The 22432-nt window shown below is 65.8% G+C and carries 21 protein-coding genes and 1 pseudogene; 8 read left to right on the top strand and 14 right to left on the bottom strand.

The window, feature by feature from the left end; genetic code table 11:
• Positions 1 to 28 precede the first annotated feature (28 nt).
• From ACLV8F_RS05760 to ACLV8F_RS05720, 9 genes are all read right to left on the bottom strand, one after another.
• Positions 29 to 382 (bottom strand): RidA family protein, encoded by a 354-nt coding sequence (locus tag ACLV8F_RS05760; protein WP_411883283.1) that lies wholly within the window; start codon positions 380 to 382, stop codon positions 29 to 31.
• 57 nt (positions 383 to 439) lie between these two features.
• The gene (locus tag ACLV8F_RS05755; RefSeq protein ID WP_411883282.1) at positions 440 to 1585 is read right to left on the bottom strand and encodes an NAD(P)/FAD-dependent oxidoreductase; all 1146 of its coding nucleotides are present in this window, start codon (positions 1583 to 1585) and stop codon (positions 440 to 442) included.
• Positions 1575 to 2987: an NAD(P)/FAD-dependent oxidoreductase gene (locus ACLV8F_RS05750; RefSeq protein ID WP_411883281.1), complete on the bottom strand. Its 1413-nt coding sequence runs from the start codon at positions 2985 to 2987 to the stop codon at positions 1575 to 1577. Before ACLV8F_RS05750 ends, ACLV8F_RS05755 begins: the two co-directional genes overlap by 11 nt.
• Positions 2977 to 3369 carry a (2Fe-2S)-binding protein gene (locus tag ACLV8F_RS05745; protein WP_411883280.1) on the bottom strand — a complete coding sequence of 131 codons (393 nt, stop codon included), beginning with the start codon at positions 3367 to 3369 and terminating at the stop codon, positions 2977 to 2979. The genes ACLV8F_RS05750 and ACLV8F_RS05745 overlap by 11 nt, the downstream gene beginning before the upstream one ends.
• Complete coding sequence (locus tag ACLV8F_RS05740) at positions 3359 to 4510, bottom strand: NAD(P)/FAD-dependent oxidoreductase (RefSeq protein WP_411883279.1); 1152 nt, start codon at positions 4508 to 4510, stop codon at positions 3359 to 3361. The genes ACLV8F_RS05745 and ACLV8F_RS05740 overlap by 11 nt, the downstream gene beginning before the upstream one ends.
• 7 nt (positions 4511 to 4517) lie before the next feature.
• On the bottom strand, positions 4518 to 5315 hold the full coding sequence (locus ACLV8F_RS05735; RefSeq protein WP_411883278.1) for an ABC transporter permease: 798 nt from the start codon (positions 5313 to 5315) through the stop codon (positions 4518 to 4520).
• A gap of 151 nt (positions 5316 to 5466) precedes the next feature.
• On the bottom strand, positions 5467 to 6366 hold the full coding sequence (locus tag ACLV8F_RS05730; RefSeq protein WP_411883396.1) for an ABC transporter permease: 900 nt from the start codon (positions 6364 to 6366) through the stop codon (positions 5467 to 5469).
• Between the two features lie 13 nt (positions 6367 to 6379).
• The gene (locus tag ACLV8F_RS05725) at positions 6380 to 7447 is read right to left on the bottom strand and encodes an ABC transporter ATP-binding protein (protein ID WP_411883277.1); all 1068 of its coding nucleotides are present in this window, start codon (positions 7445 to 7447) and stop codon (positions 6380 to 6382) included.
• A gap of 174 nt (positions 7448 to 7621) precedes the next feature.
• Positions 7622 to 8668 (bottom strand): ABC transporter substrate-binding protein, encoded by a 1047-nt coding sequence (locus ACLV8F_RS05720; RefSeq protein ID WP_411883276.1) that lies wholly within the window; start codon positions 8666 to 8668, stop codon positions 7622 to 7624.
• Between the two features lie 204 nt (positions 8669 to 8872).
• Between ACLV8F_RS05720 and ACLV8F_RS05715 the strand changes: the two genes are divergently transcribed.
• From ACLV8F_RS05715 to ACLV8F_RS05680, 8 genes are all read left to right on the top strand, one after another.
• Positions 8873 to 9784, top strand: coding sequence for a LysR substrate-binding domain-containing protein (locus ACLV8F_RS05715; RefSeq protein WP_411883275.1), 912 nt, complete (start codon positions 8873 to 8875; stop codon positions 9782 to 9784).
• A gap of 494 nt (positions 9785 to 10278) precedes the next feature.
• The gene (locus ACLV8F_RS05710; protein ID WP_411883274.1) at positions 10279 to 12132 is read left to right on the top strand and encodes an NAD(P)/FAD-dependent oxidoreductase; all 1854 of its coding nucleotides are present in this window, start codon (positions 10279 to 10281) and stop codon (positions 12130 to 12132) included.
• A 61-nt stretch (positions 12133 to 12193) separates the two neighbouring features.
• Positions 12194 to 12718, top strand: a complete 525-nt coding sequence (locus tag ACLV8F_RS05705) for an N-acetyltransferase family protein (protein ID WP_411883273.1) — start codon at positions 12194 to 12196, stop codon at positions 12716 to 12718.
• Positions 12715 to 13785: an aspartate carbamoyltransferase gene (locus tag ACLV8F_RS05700; protein WP_411883272.1), complete on the top strand. Its 1071-nt coding sequence runs from the start codon at positions 12715 to 12717 to the stop codon at positions 13783 to 13785. Before ACLV8F_RS05705 ends, ACLV8F_RS05700 begins: the two co-directional genes overlap by 4 nt.
• Entirely contained in the window at positions 13782 to 14873 is a 1092-nt protein-coding gene (locus ACLV8F_RS05695) for a hypothetical protein (RefSeq protein ID WP_411883271.1), read from the top strand. Before ACLV8F_RS05700 ends, ACLV8F_RS05695 begins: the two co-directional genes overlap by 4 nt.
• A 29-nt stretch (positions 14874 to 14902) precedes the next feature.
• A complete protein-coding gene (locus tag ACLV8F_RS05690; protein ID WP_411883270.1) occupies positions 14903 to 16156 on the top strand; it encodes an MFS transporter in 1254 nt (417 codons plus the stop codon).
• A gap of 30 nt (positions 16157 to 16186) precedes the next feature.
• On the top strand, positions 16187 to 17473 hold the full coding sequence (gene lysA, locus ACLV8F_RS05685; RefSeq protein ID WP_411883269.1) for a diaminopimelate decarboxylase: 1287 nt from the start codon (positions 16187 to 16189) through the stop codon (positions 17471 to 17473).
• 43 nt (positions 17474 to 17516) lie between these two features.
• The gene (locus tag ACLV8F_RS05680) at positions 17517 to 18680 is read left to right on the top strand and encodes a class II histone deacetylase (protein ID WP_411883268.1); all 1164 of its coding nucleotides are present in this window, start codon (positions 17517 to 17519) and stop codon (positions 18678 to 18680) included.
• Positions 18681 to 19240: 560 nt separating this feature from the next.
• Here the strand turns inward: ACLV8F_RS05680 and ACLV8F_RS05675 are convergent.
• The 5 genes and pseudogenes from ACLV8F_RS05675 to ACLV8F_RS05655 form a co-directional block, all read right to left on the bottom strand.
• A complete protein-coding gene (locus ACLV8F_RS05675) occupies positions 19241 to 19930 on the bottom strand; it encodes a methyltransferase domain-containing protein (RefSeq protein ID WP_411883267.1) in 690 nt (229 codons plus the stop codon).
• A gap of 108 nt (positions 19931 to 20038) precedes the next feature.
• Entirely contained in the window at positions 20039 to 20707 is a 669-nt protein-coding gene (locus ACLV8F_RS05670; protein WP_411883266.1) for an ankyrin repeat domain-containing protein, read from the bottom strand.
• Positions 20704 to 21504, bottom strand: coding sequence for a TatD family hydrolase (locus ACLV8F_RS05665; protein ID WP_411883265.1), 801 nt, complete (start codon positions 21502 to 21504; stop codon positions 20704 to 20706). The genes ACLV8F_RS05670 and ACLV8F_RS05665 overlap by 4 nt, the downstream gene beginning before the upstream one ends.
• Before the next feature lie 98 nt (positions 21505 to 21602).
• Complete coding sequence (locus ACLV8F_RS05660) at positions 21603 to 21983, bottom strand: PilZ domain-containing protein (protein WP_411879844.1); 381 nt, start codon at positions 21981 to 21983, stop codon at positions 21603 to 21605.
• A 72-nt stretch (positions 21984 to 22055) separates the two neighbouring features.
• Positions 22056 to 22432: pseudogene (locus tag ACLV8F_RS05655) on the bottom strand (DNA polymerase III subunit delta'); the annotation flags it as partial.

Here is a 22432-nt window from a genome sequence, read left to right as displayed (position 1 = left end):
GGCACCTCCAGCCCGACGTGAGCGCTGCTTACAAGGCCGCGATCACGATGATTTCCACCAGCAGCTCCGGCGCGGCGAGCTTGGCCTCGCAGGTGGCCCGGGTCGGCACCGCGTCGGCGGGAACCCAGGCTTCCCACACCGCGTTCAGGCCGGCGAAATCGCGATCGATGTTCTTGAGCCAGATCTGTGCGCTCAGGATTTTCTCCTTGCCGCTGCCGACGCTGGCCAGGCGCGCGTCTATGGTGTCGAGCACGCTTTTCGTCTGCACGCTGATGTCGCCATCACGAATGGCGGAGGTGATGCCGGCGAGGTAGACGATGTCCTTGTGCACGACGACGCGGGACAGGCGGGGAGTGGATTCATGGCGCTGGATATCGGACATGGAAGAGTCTTTCTTTGTAGTGGTGGGAAGGGAAGGAAACGGAAAACAGGAGGCGAGTCAATGCGCGGCGGCCGACGCGAACCGGTCCACGGCAAAGGGCGCGATCGGCAGGGTGCTGCGCCCGTCGAGCACCAGCTCGGCGACGATCTGCCCGCCTATGGGGCCGAGCTCGAAGCCGTGCGCCGAGAAGCCGAAAGCGTGCACCAGTTGCGGCGCATGGCGGCCCAGGCTGATGACGGGAATCTCGTCGGGCATAAAGGCCTCGACGCCGGCCCAGGCGCGCACCACGTTGATGCCAGCCAGGTGCGGGAACAGGTCGGTCACGGTCTGCGCGCTCGACGAAAGCTTGAGGAAGTCGACCTCGCCATGGCGGCGCACCACGTCGGCCGGGCAGCGCAGGCCGCCGCCTATGAGTACCGTGCCGTTGGCGAACTGCTTGAAGGACAGCGGCCGGCCGGCCGCGCCCAGCACAGGGTCGACGAAGTGCGGCACACGCTGCGTGATCATGAGCATCAGCCCGCCGGGCTGCATGGGCACCGTGTCGCCCGCCTGCGCGGCGAAGTCGCCGGACCAGGCGCCGGCCGCATTGACCAGCCACGGCGCGGTGAAGATGCCGCGCGGCGTGCTGACGCGCCACTGGCTGCCGGCGCGCTCTATCGTCCGCGCGGGCGTGGCTTCATGAAACTGCGCGCCCAGGCGTTGCGCGGCATGGCGAAAAGCCGTGACGGCGCGGTAAGGCACGGCATGGCCGTCGTCCTTGACCCAGATACCGCCGACCACGTGGTGCGCCAGGCGCGGCGCGATCTCGCGCACCTGCTGCGCGTCCACGATGACCTCGTGCGTGAAGCCGAGCGCGTTCAAGCCGGCCACGCGGCGGCGCAAGGTGTCCAGTTCCTGCGGTGTTTCTGCGATCTGCAACTGGCCGCTCGGCACAAAGCTGCCGTCTTCACCGAGCAACTCCGTCAGGCGATGCCAGAGTCCCAGCGAGGCGCGCGCCAGGGGCACCTCGGCATGGTGGCGGCCCAGGGTGCGCACGCCGCCGGCGTTGACGCCCGAGGCATGGCGCGCGCAGTATTCGGACTCCAGCAGCGTGACTTTTGCGCCGCGGCGCGACAGGTGAAAGGCGCTCGACGTGCCGTGGAAACCGCCGCCTATGACGATGACGTCGCTGCCCAGCGGCCGCCCGGCGCCCTCAGGCTTCACGCGCAAGTTCCCCGAGCGTGATCGGCTTGATCGGCGGACGGATGCGGAAGTAGCCGGTCTCGCCGGGCGACACGCCGCGCGCATCGGCAATGACTTCCGTCACCGTCAGGCCGCACTGACGGCCCTGGCACGGCCCCATGCCGCAGCGGCCGAAGCTCTTGGCCTGGTTGGGGCCGGTGCAGCCGATGCCGACATAAGCGCGGATGTCGCCGGCGGTGACCTCTTCGCAGCGGCAGACGATGGTGCCGTCGGCCGGAATGCGGTTGGCTTTCTTCGGGCGGTACAGGGCATCGAGGAAGGGCCGGATAAACAGGTGCCCGCGCATTTCGGCGCGCAGCGGCGCGGCCAGGCCGTCCCGCGTGGTGGCGGCCAGCTTGCCCAGTTGTGTGGCGGCGGCCAGCCCGGCGAGTTCGCCCTGCAGCGCGGCCACGCGGGCGCCGCCTATGCCGCCGCTGTCGCCGGCGACGAAGATGCCGGGCACGTCGAGCTCGCCCCAGGCGTCGGTGACGGGCGACCAGCAGAGCTGGGCCTCGTCCCACAGGTGTTTGGCGCGCAGCGACCAGGAGAACTGGGTGTTCGGCACCACGCCCTGGTGCAGCAGCACCAGCGGGCTGTCCACCTTGCGCAGCGCGCCGCCGCTGGCAAAACCCAGGCCGCTGGCCTTGCCGTCGCCCAGCACGTGCAGTCCGGAGGCGCCCTTGTAGAAGGGCACACCGGCCTTTTTCAGCGCGGCCATGAGCGACAGGCCTTTCCGCAGGTAACGCCAGCCGGCCAGCGCACCGCCCGCATGGCGGATGGCGCGGCGGTAGTCGGCGCCGTCGGTGGTGTCGACGATGGCCGCAATCGGCACTCCGGCGCGCACGTACTGCCAGCCGAGCAGGTAGAGCAGCGGGCCGCAACCGGCCAGCACCACGGGCTGCGTGGGCGCCATGCCGGAGCCCTTGAGCAGGATTTGCGCGGCGCCGGCCGTCAGCACGCCGGGCAGCGTCCAGCCCGGAATGGGGAAGGGCCGCTCCATGGCGCCCGTGCACAGCAGCACGCGGCCGGCCTGCACGGAGCGCACGCCGCCGTCCTGCAGGTAATGCACCTGGCGTTCGGCCGTGACCTGCCAGACGGCGGCGCCGGTGACGTGGCGCGCGCCGCTGGCGCTGAAGTCCCGGGCCAGCGCCGCGCCGGCGCCGTAGTCGGGGCCCAGGATGTCCAGGCGTTTGGCAGGCACGTCGGTGATGCCGCGGTAGATCTGGCCGCCGACGGCCGGCTGCTCGTCGAGCAGCACGACACTGGCGCCGTGTTGGCGCGCGGCGATGGCCGCGGCCATGCCGGCGGGGCCGGCGCCGATGATGGCGATGTCGACCTGGTCAAGCGGACGGGGCGCAACCGGTGGTGATGCTTCATAGGCCATGGGGTGCCTCCATCGCCTGGGCGATAGCCAGGGCCGGGGCGCTGGCTTCGGCGAGCAGGTCGCGCATGCCGTCCTGGGTACGGATGGCCATGCCGGCCTCCAGCGGCACCAGGCAGCCCTGGCGGTTGGGCACACCGTCGATCTCCAGCAGGCATTCGAAGCACACGCCCATCATGCAGTAGGGTGCGCGGGCCTCGCCCGACACCGGCGAGTTGCGAAAACGCTTGACGCCGGCGGCCAGCAGGGCGGCCGCCACGCTGGAGCCAGTGGGCACTTGCAGTGGCTGGCCGTTGAGGGTGACGGCGACGGTCGCCGTGGTGGAGGCGCCGGCCTGGGCCAGCGGTTGAAAGAAGGAATCAGTGAAGAGGGAATCAGTGGGCATGGCTGGGGCGGTAGTTGGGGTTTAAAAAGCGGTCGCCCTGGAAGACGCCGAGCTCTTCGGGCTGCGGCGCGCCGCTGATCCAGGGCGCGACGCGAAAGGCGTGCGCAGCGGCGAGCGTGACGCCGCTGTGGCAGGTGGTGACAAAAGCGCCGGGGTGCCGGGGCGACTCGTCGTAGATGGGAAAGCCGTCCGGGCTCATGACGCGCAGCGCACCCCAGGCCCGCACCAGGCGCAGGCCGGCCAGCACGGGAAAGGTGCGCACGCCGCGCCGGGCGATGTCGGCCAGCACGCCGGTGGTGACGTTGTCGTTGAAGCCGACCTCTTCCATCGAGTCGCCGAGCTGGATGGTGCCCTCGTCGGTCTGCCGCACGTTGAGCGTGGGGTAGTCCAGGAAGCGCGCGGTGCGCTCGCCGACCAGCACCTGGCCGCGGTTGGGCACCACCGGCGCGTGCAGGCCGACCTGCGCGGCCAGGTCGCGATTGCCGAGGCCGGCGGCCAGCACCACGCGCGGCGCCTGCCAGCGGCCCTCGACGGTGAACAGGCTGCCGCCCGCGCGCGGCTGGGCCGTCACGGTTCTGACCGGCTGGCCGCCGAAGTAGCGCACGCCGCGCTTGAGGCTGGCCGCATGCAGCGCACGCAGCAGCTTGAGCGGGTTGGTATGGCCGTCCATGGGCGTGTAGCTGGCGCCGGTCACGGCGGGGCCCAGGGCCGGTACGCGGGCGATGACCTCCTGCCGGTCCAGCATCTCGAAGGGGTAGTCGCCCGCGAGTTCATCCTGGATGGCCTGCATGCGCAGCCGCCGCTCTTCCTTCTCTTCGTCGGAGAAGGTGAAGCAAAAGCCGCCGGGCTGCTCCAGCCGCACGTCGATGCCGGTGTCGTCGAGCAGCGCCTGCGCCAGCTGCGGCCAGAGGCCGGCCGACGACCGCGTCCAGCGGGCATAGGGCGTCATGCCGAAGCCTTTGCCCTGCACCCAGACCAGGCCGAAGTTGCCGCGCGAGGCGCGCAAGGCCTGGTCGCCTTCGTCGAGCAGGGTGACCTGGGCGCCCTGGCGCGCCAGGCCGTAGGCCACGGCGCCGCCGACCAGGCCGCCGCCTATGACGATGACGTCGCTGTTGTTGTGGGGGGATGTGGTGTTTGTCATGCGGTATTCAGTTCTTGCCGATCAGCACGCGGTCCAGGCCGACGAGGCGGTCCATCACGACCATGACGGCCAGCGTGCCGACGATGAGCACGGTGGCTACCGCGGCCACCAGCGGGTCTATGGTCTGGGCGATCTGGTTGTACATGGCGACGGGCAGCGTGGTGGTGCCCGGCGTGGCGACGAAGACCGTCATCGTGAGTTCATCGAAGCTCTGGATGAAGGCCAGCATCCAGCCGCCGGCCACGCCCGGCAGGATCAGCGGCAGCACCACGCGCCGGAAGGCGGTGAACGGCGAGGCCCCCAGCGACAGCGCGGCGCGCTCGGCATCGCGGTCCAACCCGGTGGCCGAGGACAGCACCAGCCGCAGCGCGTAAGGAACGATCACGATGACGTGGGTGGCGGCCAGCCAGGCGAAGGAGCCGGTCACGTTGATCGTCGTGAAGAAGCGCAGGAAGGCCACGCCCAGCACCACGTGCGGGATCATCAGCGGCGACATGAAAAAACCCACCAGCACGCCGCGCCCGGCGAACTTGTATCGGGTCAGCGCCAGCGCCCCCGGCACGGCCAGTGCGATGGCGACGGTGGCCGAGGCCAGGCCCAGCCACAGCGAGAACCAGAACGCCCGGATGATCTCGGTCGAGCCGAGGATGGCGCGGAACCAGCGCAGCGAAAACCCTTCGGTGAAGGGCATGGAGATAAAGCCCTTGCTGGTGAAGGACACCAGCATCACCACCACCAGCGGCGCGATGATGAAGCCGATGAACAGGGCGTGGTAGAGCAGCGAGAAAAAACCGTTCTTGCGCATGGGAAGTCCTAGGCTTTAATGAGTGCACTGATGAAGGTGTGAAGAAACCGTAGCGAGCGCTTCGAGCCCGGTACGAGGACCGGAGCCGTACATCAGTACGGTGAGGACCGCAGTGCCGGGATCGAGGCGCGCAGCAGGTTTATTCATACCTTCAGGCGTCGAAGACCTGGCTGAAGCGCCGCTCCACCCAGCGGTTGGCGCCGAGGATGATGAGCACGTTGGCCAGCAGCAGCAGCATGGCGATGGTGGCGCCCAGCGGCCAGTTCAGCGTGTTGAGGAACTCGTCGTAGGCGGCCGTGGCCACGACCTTGAGCTTGCGCCCGCCCAGCAGGGCCGGTGTGGCGAAGGCCGAAGCCGACAGGGCGAAGACGATGATGCTGCCCGAGAGGATGCCGGGCAGCAGCTGCGGCAGCATCACGCGCCAGAACACCTTGCGCGGCGGAGCGCCCAGCGAGAGGCCGGCGTTTTCCACCTGCGGATCGAGCTTTTGCAGGTTGGCCCAGACCGAGATCACCATGAAGGGAATCAGCACATGGGTCAGTGCGATCGCCACGCCCGTCATGCTGAACAGCAGGCGCACCGGCTCGCTGGTGATGCCCAGGCCCATCAGCGTGCTGTTGATCAGCCCGTTGTTGCCGAAAAGGATGGCCCAGCCCAGCGTGCGCACCACCACCGAGATCAGCAAAGGGCCGAGGATGACGATGAGGAAGAGGGCGCGCCAGGGGCTTTTCATGCGCGCCAGGATCAGCGTCTCCGGCACGCCGAAGACCACGCACAGCACGGTCACGCCCAGTGCCAGGCCGCCGGTGCGCAGGAATATCTCGTGGTAATAACCGTCTGAGAACACTTCAAGGTAGTTGCGCCAGGTGTAGTCGGGCAGCACTCCGCGTGTGCCGTCGAAAGCATGGAAGGACAGCAGTGCCGTCAACAGCAGCGGCACCAGCAGCAGGCCGATGAACAGCAGCAGGGCGGGGGACGCCAGCAGCCAGGGCGCTGCGCCCGCGCCATCGGTGGATTTGCGGCGCGGCAGCGCGGCGCCGGCGTGAGTCATGGCGGCGGTCGCTTCAGCCATGGGCCACCTCTTGCCGGGGCAGCACGCGCAGGTCGTCGTCCGACCAGTTCAGGCCGACGGTGCTGCCTTCGGCCGGCGGCACTTCGCCGATGTTGGGCAGGCTCACGCTCATCAGGCCCATGGCGGTGTCGACCTGCAGCATCCAGTGGTTGCCGAGGAAGACGCGCGTCTTGACCTGGCCAGGCAGGCCGCCGCCGGCCGCGCCCAGGCGCAGCTTTTCAGGCCGCACGAAGACATGCACCTCGCCGTCCAGGCTGCGGCCGCCGTGCGGGATGTGCAACTCGCGCTCGTTCACATTGACGACGGCGCAGCGCTGGTTGTTGGTGACGACGCGGCCGCTCAGCGAATTCGTCTTGCCGAGAAAGGCCGAGGCGAAGGGCGAGCCGGGCTGCTCGTAGGCCTCGAACGGCATGGCCAGCTGCACGATCTTGCCGCCGTGCATGACGGCGATGCGGTCGCTCATGGTCATGGCCTCGACCTGGTCGTGCGTGACCAGCAGGGTGGTGATGCCCAGGTGGCGCTGGATGGCGCGCAGTTCGATGTGCATGTCCTCGCGCAGCTTGGCGTCGAGGTTGGACATGGGCTCGTCGAGCAGCAGCAGCTGCGGGCGGATGGCCAGGGCGCGGGCGATGGCCACACGCTGGCGCTGGCCGCCCGAGAGCTCACGCGTAAAGCGTTTGCCCAGGCCGCCCAGGCGCACCAGGTCCAGCGTCTCGCCGATGCGCTGGGCGCGCTCGCTGCGGCCCATGCCGCGCATCTCCAGGCCGAAGCCGACGTTGGCCTCGACCGTCATGTGGGGAAACAGCGCATAGCTCTGGAACACCACACCCATGCCGCGCTTTTCAGGGCGCAGCGCGGTGATGTCCTGGCCCTCGAGCACGATGCTGCCGCGCGTCGGGTTCACAAATCCCGCGATCATCTGCAGCGTGGTCGTCTTGCCGCAACCCGAGGGGCCAAGCAGCGAGATGAACTCACCGCGCGCTATGTCCAGGTCCAGCGATTCAACCGCGACAAAATCGTCGAAGTGCCGGGTCAGCTTTTGGAGGGAGAGGAAGGTCATAGGTGTTCAGTTCAGGTGGCTAAGGGGCTGCCGGAAAAAAGAGATCGCCAGGGAACTGAAGGGTCGAGAAACCGTAGCGAGCGGGCCTAGGCTGGTGGGAGGACCGGAACCGTACACCAGTACGGTGAGGACCGCACCGCCGGCATCGGGCCGCGCAGTAGGTTTATCCCCCCTTCAGCGCTCGATGGTGCGGTTCCAGCGGTTGGTCCATTCGCCCCGCTTCTCGTTGACGACAGACCAGTTGGTCGGCAGCAGCTTGCCGATCTGCGCCGGGCCGTAGGGCACCTTGGCGGCGATGGCGGGCTCCAGCTTCACCTTGCTGTTGACCGGACCAAAGCCCTGGGTCTCGGCCAGCAGGACCTGCACCTCGGGCGTCATCAGGTATTGCAGCAGGGCCTGGGCATGCTCGGGCACGTCGCTGTTGACGACCGGGCAGGCCGCGATCAACAGCGCCATCGCGCCTTCCTTGGGATAGACGAATTCGATGGGGAAACCCGTGGCCCTGAAGGACTCCGTGCGCCCGCTGCCCCACACCGCGAGGTTGATGTCGCCGTTCTGGAACAGCTCGGTCATCTTGCCCGGCGACGGCTCCCAGGCCAGCACGTTGGGCGCGACTTCCTTGGCCATGGCGTCGAAGCCGGCGTCGATGGCTTTTTCGCCGCCGCCGCGCATTTTTGCGTACATGATCAGCGTCTGCAGGCCGTAGGTGTTGGAGATGGGCGGGATGGCCAGCTTCTGCTTGAACTTCTTGTCGATGAGGATTTGCCACGAATCCGGCTTGGGCAGGCCGGCCTTCTTGAAGGCTTCGGTGTTGTAGGCCAGGCCGGTGGCGACGGCGCCTATCGCCATGGAGCGGTCGTCGATGCGGGCCAGCGGATAGAGATCCTTGTAGATGGGCGCGTCCTTGACCTTGTCGCAAAAGCCGAACTGCACGGCCTGCTGCATCGGGCCGTCATCCAGCAGCACCAGGTCGAGCTCCTGCTTGTCTTTCTGCGCCTGCAGCTTGGCCAGGGTGTCGGTGGAGTTGCCCGCCACGTAGACGATCTTGACCTTGCGCGATGCCTCAAAGGCCGGAATGATTTTTTCCTTGAACGCCTTTTCGGTGGAGCCGCCGTAGGCGCCGACGTAGAGGGTAGGCACGGATTGCGCGTGGACGATGCCCGCACAGGCCAGTGCGATGGCTGCGGCAAGCGGTGCAACAACCAGGAATTTTGCTTTCATCAGGGGTTTCTCCATAACGGTGCATCCGGCCCACTCTGGGGCGCGACACGCACTAATTTGACACACCAGGTTATGGGATGAAAATGTCCACACAACCCGCCACTACGCTGACGAATTCAATGGTAGGTGGCAGATTGATGTAAAACCAATACAATTATTTTTTTCATCCATAACATTGTGTTATGGGATTACCGGGGTTTTCCCTTGCGCCTCAGACAACTCGAAGCCTTCCGCGCCGTCATGCTCTGCCAGACCGTCACCCGGGCGGCCGACATGCTGTTCATTTCGCAGCCGGCCGTCACGCGCCTGCTCGCCGACCTGGAAGAAAGCGCGGGTTTCCCGCTCTTCGAACGCGCGCGCGGGCGCCTGCATCCGACGGCCGAAGCGCAGCTGCTGTATGAGGAGGTCAACCGCTCGCTGATCGGCGTCGAACGCATCGCGCGCATGGCCCACGCCATCAAGACGCAGCAGCGCGGCGCGCTGCACGTGGCCGCGCCGCCGTCGATTGCGCTGTCCTTCCTGCCGCGCGCCATCGCGGGCTTCCTGAAGGACCACGGCGAGATCAAGATCATGCTGGGCGTGTACGACTCCCGCACCATCGTCGACATGGTGATAGGCCAGCGCTGCGACCTGGGCATCGTCAACCTCTCCATCAGCAACACCGGCACGCACGGCGACACCCTGCTGACGGCCGCGCACGTGTGCGTCGTGCCCGTCGGCCACCGCCTGGCCGGCCGCGAGGCGCTGGTGCCGGCCGACATCGAAGGCGAACTGTTTATTTCGCACCCGAACAACATCGCCACGCGGCTGCTGATCGACGCCATGTTCGCGGCCCACGGCGTGAAATACCAACCGGCGCAGGTGGAGGTCCAGGTATCGGCCGCGATGTGCTCGCTGGTGGCGGCGGGGCAGGGCATTGCGCTGGTGGATGCGATCACGGCCATGGAATACAAGGGCCGCGACCTGCGCTTCATTCCCTTCGAGCCGTCGGTGCCGCTGGAGTTTTCGGTGCTGACGCCCCTGCAGCACACCCCGCCCAAGCTGGTCGATCCCTTCATCGCGTATGTGCGCAAGTTCGCGATCGCAGAGCTGGATCCGCGGCTTCTGATGAAGTAGGTCGGGCAGGCTTCGGCGCAGCGCCACTCATCCTGTCACGACGGCACACGCAGAGGTGAATGCAGCTTTTCAACGGAATTCAAGTCGATATCAAAGGGACCGACCTCACGGAGCGTTCGTCAGTACAGGTCGTTTCGAACGGAGTAACCACCGTAGCCCGCGGGCCCTGCACCCTGGAGGGCACGGCGGCAGGTTGAGCTGCGTAGCTGCCCTGCATGACGCAACTGTTGCGGAAGACACACAAGTTAGTAAAAACCCCGTCTCACCATGAAGCTTCACATTCAGCAGTCGACAGTAAATCGTTCGGCTTAAGCGACGGCCGCACGCGTGCGCTGAACAGAACTATTCCGCATTGCATTTCGCGAGACCTCGCAAAACCAAAATTTTGCGAGCAAGCAAATGCGTTTCACGGACTTACAAATATCCTGCATTTGTGGGAGGAGGTTTTTCTCTCCACCCATTGATCATTCGTGCTGCAACGTAAGGGGCATCACATGAAAATTGCATCGACCGTTTCATTGTCGTCCGCGGATATTGCCGAACTGCTGCCTGCGCCGGTCATCTATCTGGTCGGCTTTGCTGCACTTGACGACACCGCTGCCGCTGCGGTGCTGGCGGATGCCGACTTCGATGTGCTGATCACCGACCGGATACCCCCGGGCGGTGTATTGCGCGCCTGGTCGCAGGCGCGCACACGCGAAGTGATCGTGCTGGTCCGCCAGCCCCTGGGGCGGTCGGGGTGTTTTACCAGCCGCAGTGACGGCGCCATCCACGTCTTCTTCGGCAAGGACCGCACGCCGATAGCGCGCGCTTTCGAGGCGGCCGAGCGCCTCTACAGCCGCGACCTGACCGCTCGCGCCACGGCGGCGCATGTTGCGGCCGCAGGCCGCAAGGCGGCGGCGGCCGAGACGGTACTGGTGGTCGGTGCCGGGATCGTGGGCCTGATGACCGCACTGCACCTTGTCGATCTGGGTTACCAGGTCGAGGTGGTTGAGGCCAGCGCCGACCCGCGCGGCGCGCCGGACTGGCTGTCGCTCGGCTGCACCCACGGCGGGGCCAATGCCCGGATGTTTTCTTTGACGGAATGCGACAACTACCACGACCGGGACGCCGCCCCCGGCGAGCTGCTGCACGGCTACCTGCGCAAGCGCGTGTCGGAGTTCGGCTGGCTTATAGGCCGGCCCGACGGGTATTCAGCCGAGGATGAGGCCTGGATCGAGGATTCGCTGGCCATGCCCGTCTGGCTGGCCGAGCGCTACAACGACGACATCTTTGCGCTGAACCACGAAAGCCTTGTCTACTGGCGCGAGCTGATCGCCGAGAGGCCCGGCCTTTTTGAAGGGGTGGAATTCTGCGAGCCGCTGCTGCGCGTCGCCTCGACCGGGCCCTACCATGCCAAGCAGGTGAAGCGGCAAAAGCGTGTGGGCTCTTACCTGAACGAGCTTGACCCCGCCGCCGTCGCCACCGCCTATCCGTCGCTTGCCGACGGTGTGCGCAGCAGCGAGATCGAGGGCGGAATCGAGGTTACCGGTTTCACCGTCAATGTGCATAGTTTCACGCGCCGCCTGATTGCCCATCTGGAAGAGCGTGGTGTGCGCTTCCGCTGGCAGGCGCAGGCCGGGCGCATCGTGACCGAGAACGGCGTGGTTGCCGGGATCGGCATGGATGGCGGCATCCTGCGGAGCAACCATTACTTTCTGTCGCCCGGCGTCTACGGCGGTGAATTGCTCAAGGGCACGGCGTCCGAGGGCAAGGTGCATGGCGTGTTGGGCGCGTGGATGAGCATTCCCAACCTCGAACCCCGTTTGAGCAATGCACTGAAGATCGCCCGCGAGGGCCATATCGCGTGCAGCGGCAACATCATTCCCGCGCGCAGTCCCGAGGGGCGGGATATTCTCATCTTCGGGTCGGGCTTTGGCTATCTGGGCCATGACCCGGGCAACATCGATCCGGCGGAACTTGAGGCCCTGTATATCTCAATGGAGGATTACCTGGCCGCCATGTTCCCCGAGGCCTTCCGGCAGGCGCTGGCCGACGGGTCGCTGCGCCGGAGCCGGAAATACTGCATCCGGCCCTGGACGGCCAGCAGCCTTGGCATGTTCGAGATCCAGCCCGCCGAGGCCGGGCTCCTGGTGGTGGCCACCGGCCACAACACGGGAGGGTTTTCGCAGAGCACCGCCATTGCGCGCGCGACCACCGATGCCTTCCAGGGCCGTCCGCATCCCATGCACATCGTGTACCACCCGCGCCGCTTCGAAGCTTTCTGGCTGGGCCGCGACCGGGTCGAGCGCGACGAGGCGGCTTCCCCTTCCGCTTTCGCCATGCCCATGGCACAAGCCGTCGCATGAGCGACGCATAGGCGACGCATAGATTGTTTGCGGCAGATGATTTTTACCTGAGGACTTTTCCATGACCCACACCGTTTCCATCCGTCCCGCCACCCGCGCCGATACCGCGCTGATCTGCGAACTGATCCGCGACCTGGCGATTTATGAAGAGCTGGGAGATTCCTGCGTCTCCACGCCCGACGTGATCGGCGAGGCGCTGTTCACGGACCGCCCCTCGGCCGAGGTGCTGATCGGCGAACTGGACGGCGGCGCCGTGGGTTTCGCTCTTTTTTTCCACAACTACTCCACCTTCCTCGGCAAGAAAGGCCTGTACCTGGAGGACCTCTTCGTGCGGCCCGAGTTCCGCGGCCACGGCGTTGGAAAGATGCTTCTGCAGGCGCTGGCGCAGGTAGCGGTGAAGCGCGACTGCGCGCGCATGGAGTGGTCGGTGCTGGACTGGAACGCCCCTTCCATCGCCTTCTACTCCTCGCTGGGCGCGGCGCCCATGAAAGGCTGGTCGGTGTTCCGCATGACGGGCGACGCGATCACCCGGCTGGCAAAGGACGAAAGCAAAACTGAAGCAGGTGCCGAAGGGCTGGCCGCTTGAACTGCGCCGCCCCCCCGCATCTTTCCCGCCGCGAAACCGGGATGCCCGAAAGCCTGCGCGCCGGCGCGGACAGCCTCTTCGATCTTCTCGCCGCCGCGCCCGCCTTGCCGTCGCACCTTGTGTCACTGCGCGAGGTGTCGCGCCCCATGGCCGAGCATTGCATGGAGATTGCCCGCGCCATGGAGGCCGCGCCGCCCGCCTGCCTGTCGCGGGTCGCGCAAGGGCGATGCCTGGGCGTGATGTTCTATCAGCAGAGCACCCGCACCCGGATGAGCTTCGAGGCGGCGATGCTGCGCATCGGCGGCCATGTGGTGGGCTTTGCCGACCCGACGACAACCCGCGCCGTGGGCTTCTACGAGGAAACGCTGGAGGACGTGGTGCGCTTCACGGCCGAGATGGCCGACGTGCTGGTGCTGCGCCACAGCGAGACGGGCGCCGCGCTTCGCGCCGCGGCGGTGTCGCCGGTGCCGCTGGTCAATGCGGGGGACGGCTACGGCGAGCACCCGACCCAGTCGCTGGGTGACATCCATCACCTGCACAAACACTTCGGCCGGCTTGACGGACTGTGCATCGGCATCGTCGGCCATCTGGGTTGGCGGGCGCATCGCTCGCTGGTCACGGCGCTGTCGCTGTTCGATGTCCGGCTTGCGGTGCTCGAACCGCCCGGTTCGGCGCCGCCGCCCGATGTGCAGGAACTGCTGCGCGCGCGCGGCACCCGGGTCACGCACTGCGCCCATATTGACGAGGTGCTGCGGCTGGCCGATGCCGTCACCACGCTCGGGGTGTATCACGCCAATTTCCACGCCGACTTCGGCGATACGGCCAATGCCTGTGCCCGCCAGGAACGCGCGACGCCCGACAGCCACCGCATCACGGCGGCGGCGGTGCGTGCGGCGGGCCGCCACCTTCCGGTGCTGCATATCGGCCCCATCGCGGACCATGTCGACCGCGCGATCGACGCCATGCCGCAGGCACATTACTTCAAGCAAGCGCGTGACGGCGTCTGGATGCGCGCGGCGCTGCTCGCGCTGCTCTGCCGTGGCGCGGACGCAGGGGAGCCGGAATGAAACTTGTCATCGATCCCGGGCCCACCGCCCTGGGCACCGACCATATTTTCCTGGCGACCTCGGCGCTGGCCGACGACGCCGGCCTGCGGGACGCGGTGCTCCGCGAGTTGCGCGCCATTGCCGCAAGCGCCGCCTATCTCGACTGGGCGGCGGGGCTGGCCCAGCTTCAGCCTTTCGAACCCGGCAGCGCGCTGCGGGGCGGCGCGCTGTCGCAGGTCGGCTTGCTGCGCGACCGCCGGCTGTGCGTGCGTGTCAACACGGTGGAGCGTGATCTCCTGCTCACCGATGGCGTCTGGGTGGACGCGCGCCTGCGCGTCTTTCCCTTCCCCGATGAAAGCGCTGCGATCCACCGCTACTGCCTGGCGCGCGGCTTTGTCGCGGATGCCGACGCGGTGATAGACCTGGCCACCGGCAGCGGCCACAACCTTGCGCATTTCGCGCCCGACATACCCGGCCTGGGCATGGACATCAATCCGCGCGCGCTGGCTTTTTTCGGGCTGAACCAGCGCCTGAACGGCCGCGGCGCCGGCGTAGCCTGCCTGAACGACATCCGGCGCGGGTTCGCCGACATCGTTCCTTTCCCGCAGGCGCGCCGTCCGCTGGTCCTGGGCAACATGCCCTTCGGGCTCGCGCCGACGCGCGAGATACTGGCGCTGACCTCTGACGGCGGTGAAACCGGGCTTGTCCTGCAACGCGCTGCCTTCGAGGCGGTAGCGCGCTTTCGCCAGACGCCGTGCGGGCGGCGGGCGAGGGTGGTGATGCTCGGCTACTCGGTGGGGAACGCCGCCGAGGACCGTTGGGAGATGGCCGAGCTGGCGCGCGATATCGTTGGGGCCACGGGGCTCAGCTGGACGATTCTCGCCGGCGAGGGGCTGCTGCGGGTGGATGGGCAGCGCATCATGGCCAATCCCGCGCCGCTGTCCCCGGCACTGCATGCGGCGGGCGGCTGCGGCCTTTATCACCGCGATCCCGCGGCGGTACGAGCGGTTTATGCTGAACTGGCGCAACGGTTGGAGGCGCGCGGGATGCCCGACCTGTCCTATCTTGTCGTCGAGTTCGCGCCCGCCGAGCAGGGCGGCCTCGAATAACCGTCACATCCACTCCAGGAAATATGTCCATGACAAATGCCTCCGACAGTGTTCAACGGCCGGCTCCGGCGGGCCTCTTTTACGGCTGGATCATTGTTGCCTCGGTCTTCTGCATGTCGGCGACTGCGGCGGGCATCATCTATTCTTTTCCGGCCTTCGTCGCGGCATTCGAGGCTGAATTCGGTGCCGGGCGGGCCGACATTGCGTTTGCCTTTGCCATCAGCGAGTTCATCTGGTTCATGACCGGTTTCGCCGCAGGCTCCGCGGCGGACCGCTTGGGGCCGCGCAAGGTGGGACTTGCGGGCGCGCTGATCATGGCGGCGGGCCTCGCGGCGGCGGCACAGGCCGGATCGCTGACCCTGCTCTACATCGCCTACGGGGCGGGGGTCGGGATAGGCGGCGGCATGATTTATGTCCCCGCCGTCGGCCTGGTGCAGCGCTGGTTCCGGGTGCGGCGCGGCCTGGCCTCGGGCCTGGCCATCTGCGGCACCGGGGTCGGCACCCTGGCCTTTCCGCCGCTGGCCATGGCACTGACCGAGGCCTTGGGTTGGCGCGGCGCACATATGGTGCTTGCGGCCTGCGCGTTAGGCATCTGTGGTGCTGCCAGCCTGATGCTGGTCGCTCATCCTCGCGAGATGGGCCTTGCCCCCGATGGGGGAGCGGCAGTTGACACCGCAGATCCCGCCACCCCCATCCCCGGCTTGACCTTGGCCGAAACGCTGCGATGCGGCCATTTCTGGTTGCTCTATGCCGCAAGCTTGCTGTCGGCGGCCGCCGTGTTCATCAACTATGTGCATCTTGTTCCTTACGCTACCGACCACGGCATCACCGCGCAGAGTGGAATCGTGCTGGTCAGCATCCTCGGGATTTCCGGAACGGTGGGGCGCTTTCTGCTTGGCGGGGTGGTCGATTATTTCGGCCGGCGCAATGCGCTGACGCTCATGTTCGCGGGGCTGGCTCTGGCGATGTTGTGGTGGTTGCTTGCCCCCCCGGGCTTCGCGGCCCTCGCATGTTATGCGGTCGCCTTCGGCCTGCTGTATGGCGGCTACATTGCCATGCTGCCCGTGCTGACGATGGAGTATTTCGGCGGGCGGCGCATCGCCACGATCATCGGCGCGCTCTATACCTCATGGGGCTTCGGTGCATTGTTCGGCCCCACGCTCGCGGGCGCCATCCGCGACATGGCGGGCGGGTATTTCTTTGCCATCCTGATGGGGATTGCCTGCATGGCGGGCGCGGCGATCTGCTGCCTTCTCATCCGCGAGCCCGCGACGCGCTACTGATCTCATCCTTTTCCAGAACCGGGACCCGCCATGACCCTGCAGCACCGCACCGCCGCCCCCGACGCGCCGGCGCTTCGCCCTTCGCTTTCCGACGACACCCTGCGCGAGGCCGCCCGCCGCTTCGGCACGCCTTGCTGGGTTTATGACGCCGCCGAGATCCGCAGGCGCGTCGCCTCGCTGGCCGGGTTCGATGTGATCCGCTACGCGCAGAAGGCCAATTCCAACATCCATCTGCTGCGCATGCTGCACGCCATGGGTGTGACCGTCGATGCGGTGTCGCTCGGTGAAATCGAGCGCGCGCTGGCGGCGGGCTATAGCAGGGCGGGAAACTCGCACGATATCGTGTTCGCTTCTGACATACTCGACCGCGCCACGCTTGCACGGGTAGTGGAACTGGGCCTGCCGGTCAACGTCGGCTCGCCCCAGATGCTCAGCCAGTTGGGCGAGGTCAGCCCAGGCCACCCGGTCTGGCTGCGCATCAACCCGGGTTTCGGCAGCGGCTTCAGCCGCAAGACCAATACTGGTGGACAGTGGAGCAAGCACGGGCTGTGGCACGAAACCCTGCATGAATGCTACGACCTGATCCGGTTGCACCGGCTGAAGCTGGTGGGACTGCACATGCATATCGGTTCCGGCGCGGATTTCGATCAACTGCGCCGTGTCTGCGACGCCATGACTGGCGAGGTACGGCGCTGCCCCTTTGACATCCAGGCCATCTCGGCAGGTGGCGGCCTGCCTATTCCTTACCGCGATACCGATACCGAGATCGACCTTGTCGCCTATCGCACCCACTGGGCCGCGACGCGAGCGGCCGCTGAAGAACATCTGGGCCATTCGGTGTCGCTTGAGGTCGAACCGGGCCGCTACATCGTCGGCAATTCTGGCTACCTGGTGTCGGAGGTGCGGGCGCGTAAGGCCGTCGGGAACAACTGGTTCATCCTTGCCGATGCCGGCTTCAACGACCTGATGCGCCCGGCGATGTACGGCAGCTTTCACCGCATCGGCATTCTGCACGCGGAGCCACGCTCCGAGAGCGCCGAGCGGCGGCCCACCGTGGTGGGTGGCCCGCTCTGCGAGGCGGGGGACGTGTTCACAGTGGATCAGGGCGGCATGGTAGTTCCGCGGGAACTGGCCGTCCCGGAAATCGGCGACCTGGCGGTGTTCCACGATTGCGGTGCCTATTGCGCCAGCATGTCGTCGAACTACAACTCGCGAGGCCTGGCACCCGAGGTGCTGCATGAGGGCGGCGCGCTGCGCATGATCCGGCAGCGTCAACCCGTCTCCGATCTTCTGGCGCTGGAGCTGTCCTGTGAATGAGACCGCGTCATTCAGGACCGGGCTCGTCTGGCATGAAAGCTATATGTGGCACATCACCGGCATGGGCGCGGGCGCGCAACCCGCGGGCGGCTTCATGGAGCCGGGGCTACAGCACATCGACAGCCCCGCGAGCAAGCGGCGCATGCGCAACCTCATCGAGGTCAGCGGCCTCATCGATCACCTCGCGCCGGTGCGTCCGCGCCCCGCGACCGAGGAGGAACTCCTGCGGGTTCACACGCCTGGCTACATTGGCCGCCTCAAGCGGCTGAGCGCGCAAGGCGGTGGCGATGCGGGCGAAAAGGCGCCGGTCGGCCCGGGCTCCTGGGAAATTGCGCAGCTCGCGGCAGGCGGATGCCTGGCGGCCGCGGATGCGATCATGGCCGGCACGCTGCGCAACGCCTATGCGCTGGTGCGGCCGTCCGGCCACCATGCCGAGCCGGAGCGTGGCCGTGGCTTTTGCCTGCTGGCGAACGGGGCGCTGGCCGTCGCCCACCTGCGTGCCGTGCACGGGCTGCGGCGGATTGCACTGGTCGACTGGGACGTGCACCACGGCAACGGTGCCCAGGGCATTTTTTACGAGGATCCCGGGGTGCTGACGATCTCGCTTCACGAAGAGGACAACTATCCCCGTGAATCCGGCGGCATCACCGAGCGCGGCCGCGGCCCGGGATTCGGGGCCAATATCAATGTACCGCTGCCGCCTGGCTCCGGGCATGGCGCCTACCTGGCGGCCATCGAACAGGTGGTGCTGCCCGCGCTGGAGCGCTTCGCGCCCGAGATGATCCTGGTGTCGTCCGGCTATGACGCCTGCCTCTACGATCCGCTTGCCCGGCAGATGGCGATGATGGAAACCTTCCGCCTGATGGCGCGCGCGCTGGTGGATGCGGCCGACCGGGCCTGCAGCGGGCGACTGCTTGTGCTGCAAGAGGGCGGCTATTCTGATTTTTATGCGCCGCTTTGCGGTCTGGCGGTGGTGGAAGAGCTCTCGGGCCACCGGACCGCCGTGCAGGATCCCTTCGTGTCGCATCTGAGCCGGGCTGCTCAGCGCTTGCAGCCGCATCAAGCCGAGGTGATCGATGCTGCCGCCAAGCTGGTTGAGGATGTGCCGCGGATATGGTCCGGTCCACCTCGGAGGGCCGCCGCAAACACGCGTGGACGGCATCTCGAGCCGCGTGACAACAGTTCGCATGGCATCGCTACCCCGTAACTGGTCAGCCCAATAATGGAGTTGCCGTTCCAGCTTTTGACCAAAGCCTTGCCTATGACAACCTGAACCGTCTCATCAACGCCACGCTCGGAGGCGCAGCGATGAGGATGGCTCGAACTGCGGCCGGGAGGGCGCTTCACCCAGATGCCCGCATTTGCGCGAACGCTCCGAAAAATTGCCCCCGACCCAATCAGGTTGGCGGGCAACCTGCCGATTTTGTCGTTTTTCGAAGTGTTGATTTGGCAGCGATCCAGGCCATCTGTCCGGCATACGTATGTAGCGGTGGCCGGTGTTGAAGATGCGGCAGTAACGATGGCCACCCAAATTTCACGCAGCAGCGGTGACCAGGAGTCGCTCGGAAGCCAGTTGAGGCGCTAGCTGGTCAACGTTACTCCGCTGGGAAAACAAACGTATAGAAGTTTATAAAGGCTGCTTGCTTCTGGATACCTTCCTGGCATTGTCCAAATATTAGTTAACATAATATACATCGTAGAACATCATGATGGGCAATTAGCCTCTCGGCATCACGCCGAGCCGCATGCGCCCTGGCTGCCGGCAGATCAGGAGTTCAAAATCTCATTGATGGATTGAACGATCGTGACAAGCTTTGTGTGTGCCGCCTGGTCCTCGGATGGGTGCAGATAATTCCTGATCTCTTCCGAGTTGTATGAACGGCCGTTGGTAATCGCTGTCAGCTCGTTCTGGATGCGGTTGGGGTACTTTGATTCATGGCGCTCGTCCTTGACGAATACCGCAATGAAATCATTCCAGATATCCTGCTTTTTGCCGCCTATGAATGACTCTAGCAATGCGCAGTTGTAGCCGCTTCTTTTCCCCCAGTTCTGCAGAGCCACCCCGCTGTCAGGGTAAAACCGCCAGCAATCCACCGGGTATCGATGGAAGGCTCCGTTGGAAGGCACATTGATGAAAAGCAAGCCGGTGGGCTTGAGAATTCTCAAGGCTTCATTAAACAGAAGCCAGAAGAATTCCGAATGCTCAAAGCACGATGAGCTCACCACCACGTCCACGGATTCATTTTTAAAGGGCAACGAATAGGGATCCGTGATGACGATATCCACGCCGTTGGCGTTCTCAAAATCCACTCCGATGTATTGGTTATTTGCCGGAGCGACCGATCTCAGACTGCCGTTCACGTCTTGTGAACCGATGTCCACAATGGTCAAATCCATCGAATTCTTCACATAGGTGTTGAAGAAAGCGGCCCCGTGGTCCATGGCGGTATCGTGCATTTTTTCCTCTTTTGTTGAGCGGCGCTTTAAACGGCGCCTCGCATTGCTGCAGTTTAATGGCCGGGCTTTGCCGAAGTGCCCGGACTTTTATTCTTGCGAATGGCAAGCTCACCATTGCCCAGCCGGCTTTTTGACCCGAACCGCTGCGGCTAGCAATTGCACGGCGTCGGGCCGGCTGGCGCTCTCGGCGAACTCCAGGGCTGTCAGGCCTTGCTGGTTCTTGAGCTGCGGGTCGGCGCCTTCCTGCAGCAGCAGTTTGACGGCCGCGGCCGTGCCGTACATGGCGGCCATCATCAGGGGCGTCGTGCCGTTCGGCGATTCCGCGTCAATATAGGCATGCTGCTCCAGCAGCAGGCTGATGATGGCCAGGTGGCCCTTGGTGGCCGCGTAATGCAGTGGCGTCCAGCCGGTCTTGTTGACGTCGGCGCCCTTCTTGATGAGTTTTTCGGCCAGGTCCTGCTGGTCCGTGAGCGCGGCCAGCATCAGGGCGCTTTCACCTTTGCCGTTGAGCCGGTTGACGTCGGTCTTGGGCCAGTCGATCAGCAGCTGGGCGACTTTGGGGGATGGCTCACGCAAGGCGATAAACAGGCCGGTCTGGCCGTCGGGGTCCACGGTGTTGGGGTCAAAACCGCGCCGCAGCAGGTTCTGGATAGGATTGGGCGTGTCCTGTTTGACGGCCATGAAAAAGTCTTCGTAGGAGCCGGCGCTTGCAACAGAAACTCCAGCAATTACAACAAGGTAAATTGCATTTTTAAAGTATTGGGTGAAGTTTTTCATGATGCTTTGACCCCGGTGAAAAGCTGCTCGAAGTTGCGGCTGGTGGCCTCGGCGATGGTCTCCAGCGGTTTCTGGGTCAGCTCGGCGATCTGCTTGGCGACGAAGGGCACGTAAGACGGGTTGTTGGTTTTGCCGCGGTAAGGCATGGGCGCCAGGTAGGGGCTGTCGGTCTCTATCAGCATACGGTCCAGCGGCACGAACTGGGCGACTTCGCGCAGGTCGGCAGCGTTCTTGAAGGTCAGGATGCCGGAAAACGAGATGTAAAACCCGAGGTCCAGGGCTGCGCGGGCCACGGCCAGGGTTTCGGTAAAGCAGTGGAAAACACCGGTAGCGGCGCCGGCCTGCCCTGCACTGCCGCCCTCTTCCTTGAGGATGGCAATCGTGTCGTCGGAGGCGCTGCGGGTGTGGATGACCAGCGGTTTGGCGGTCTGGCGGGCCGCGCGTATGTGCACCCGGAAGCGCTCGCGCTGCCACTCCATGTCGGCCACGGTGCGTTCGCCCAGGCGGTAATAGTCGAGGCCGGTTTCGCCGATGCCGACCACCTTGGGCAGGGCCGCGCGCCGCAACAGGTCTTCCAGGCTGGGTTCCTGGACATCCTCGTTGTCGGGATGCACGCCCACGGTGGCCCAGAAATTGTCATAGCCCGTGGCCAGGCCGTGAACGGTTTCAAACTCTTCGAGCGTGGTGCAGATGCACAGCGCCCGGTCGACCTGGGCGTCCCGCATGGCCTGGCGGATTTGCGGCAGCTGGGCCTGGAGCTCGGGAAAGCTTAAATGGCAGTGGGAGTCGGTGAACATGGCGCAAGGGCTCTGGATGGGGATGCCGCTGCCGCTATATATATATATGAGGGGGCAGGAAGCATGAAAGGGGGCGGCCAGCGCAGCGGCCGGTTCGCTTAAATCGTCTGCGTGGGCCGGTCAGAGGCCAGGTGCGCGCCGAGGATTTCCTCGATCTTGAGCTTGAGCAGGCGGGATTTTTCGTCGGCCGGGAAACGCACGCCGACACCTTGGGTGCGGTTGCCTGCCGCCCTGCCGGGCGTGACCCAGGCGACCTTGCCGGCCACCGGGTAGCGCTGCGTGTCTTCGGGCAGCGTCAGCAGCACGTAGACGTCGTCGCCGAGCTTGTAGTCGCGTGCCGTGGGAATGAAAACGCCGCCTTCCTTGAACAGCGGGATGTAGGCGGCGTAGAGCGCGGCTTTTTCCTTGATGGCCAGCTGGACGACGCTGGGGCGCGCGCCGGCGGCTGCGGGGGTGCTGGCGGGTGGGGGTGTACTCATGGCCTTAGTTTATCGGTTTGAGGATGACGGCGCCCGCAATTGCTGCACATTGCCGCACAAAAATCGGCCTTCTTATTTCGTGTTGAGCGCCAGCCGGGCGCGGCTGACCAGTGATTCCAGCATCAAGCCCGGGTTGTAGGGGTGCTCCACGGTGCGGGCGGTGGTGGCCAGTTCGCGCGACCAGGCGGCCAGGGCATACAGGCCGCCGCTGGGCTTGCCGGCCGTGACCGGCGCCAGCGCGGGCAGGTCGCCGGCATTAAAAAACCGCGGCGCCGCGCCCATGCGCACGGCCAGCACGTCGTGGCAAAGCTTTTGCAGGGCGTCGACCGCCTGCGCGGGCGCCCAGTCCGACAAGGCGCTGACGTCGCCGCGCGCCATGGCTTTGGGCAGGGCCTGCCAGTGTTGGGCGGCGTCGCCGGGCGGGCTGCTTTGCGCCCACGCCAGGGCGT

The sequence above is a fragment of the Polaromonas sp. YR568 genome, from assembly GCF_943369675.1.
Taxonomy (GTDB): Bacteria; Pseudomonadota; Gammaproteobacteria; order Burkholderiales; family Burkholderiaceae_C; genus Polaromonas.
Note: the sequence above shows the minus strand (reverse complement) of the source record. Positions and strands in the feature narration are given on the sequence as shown.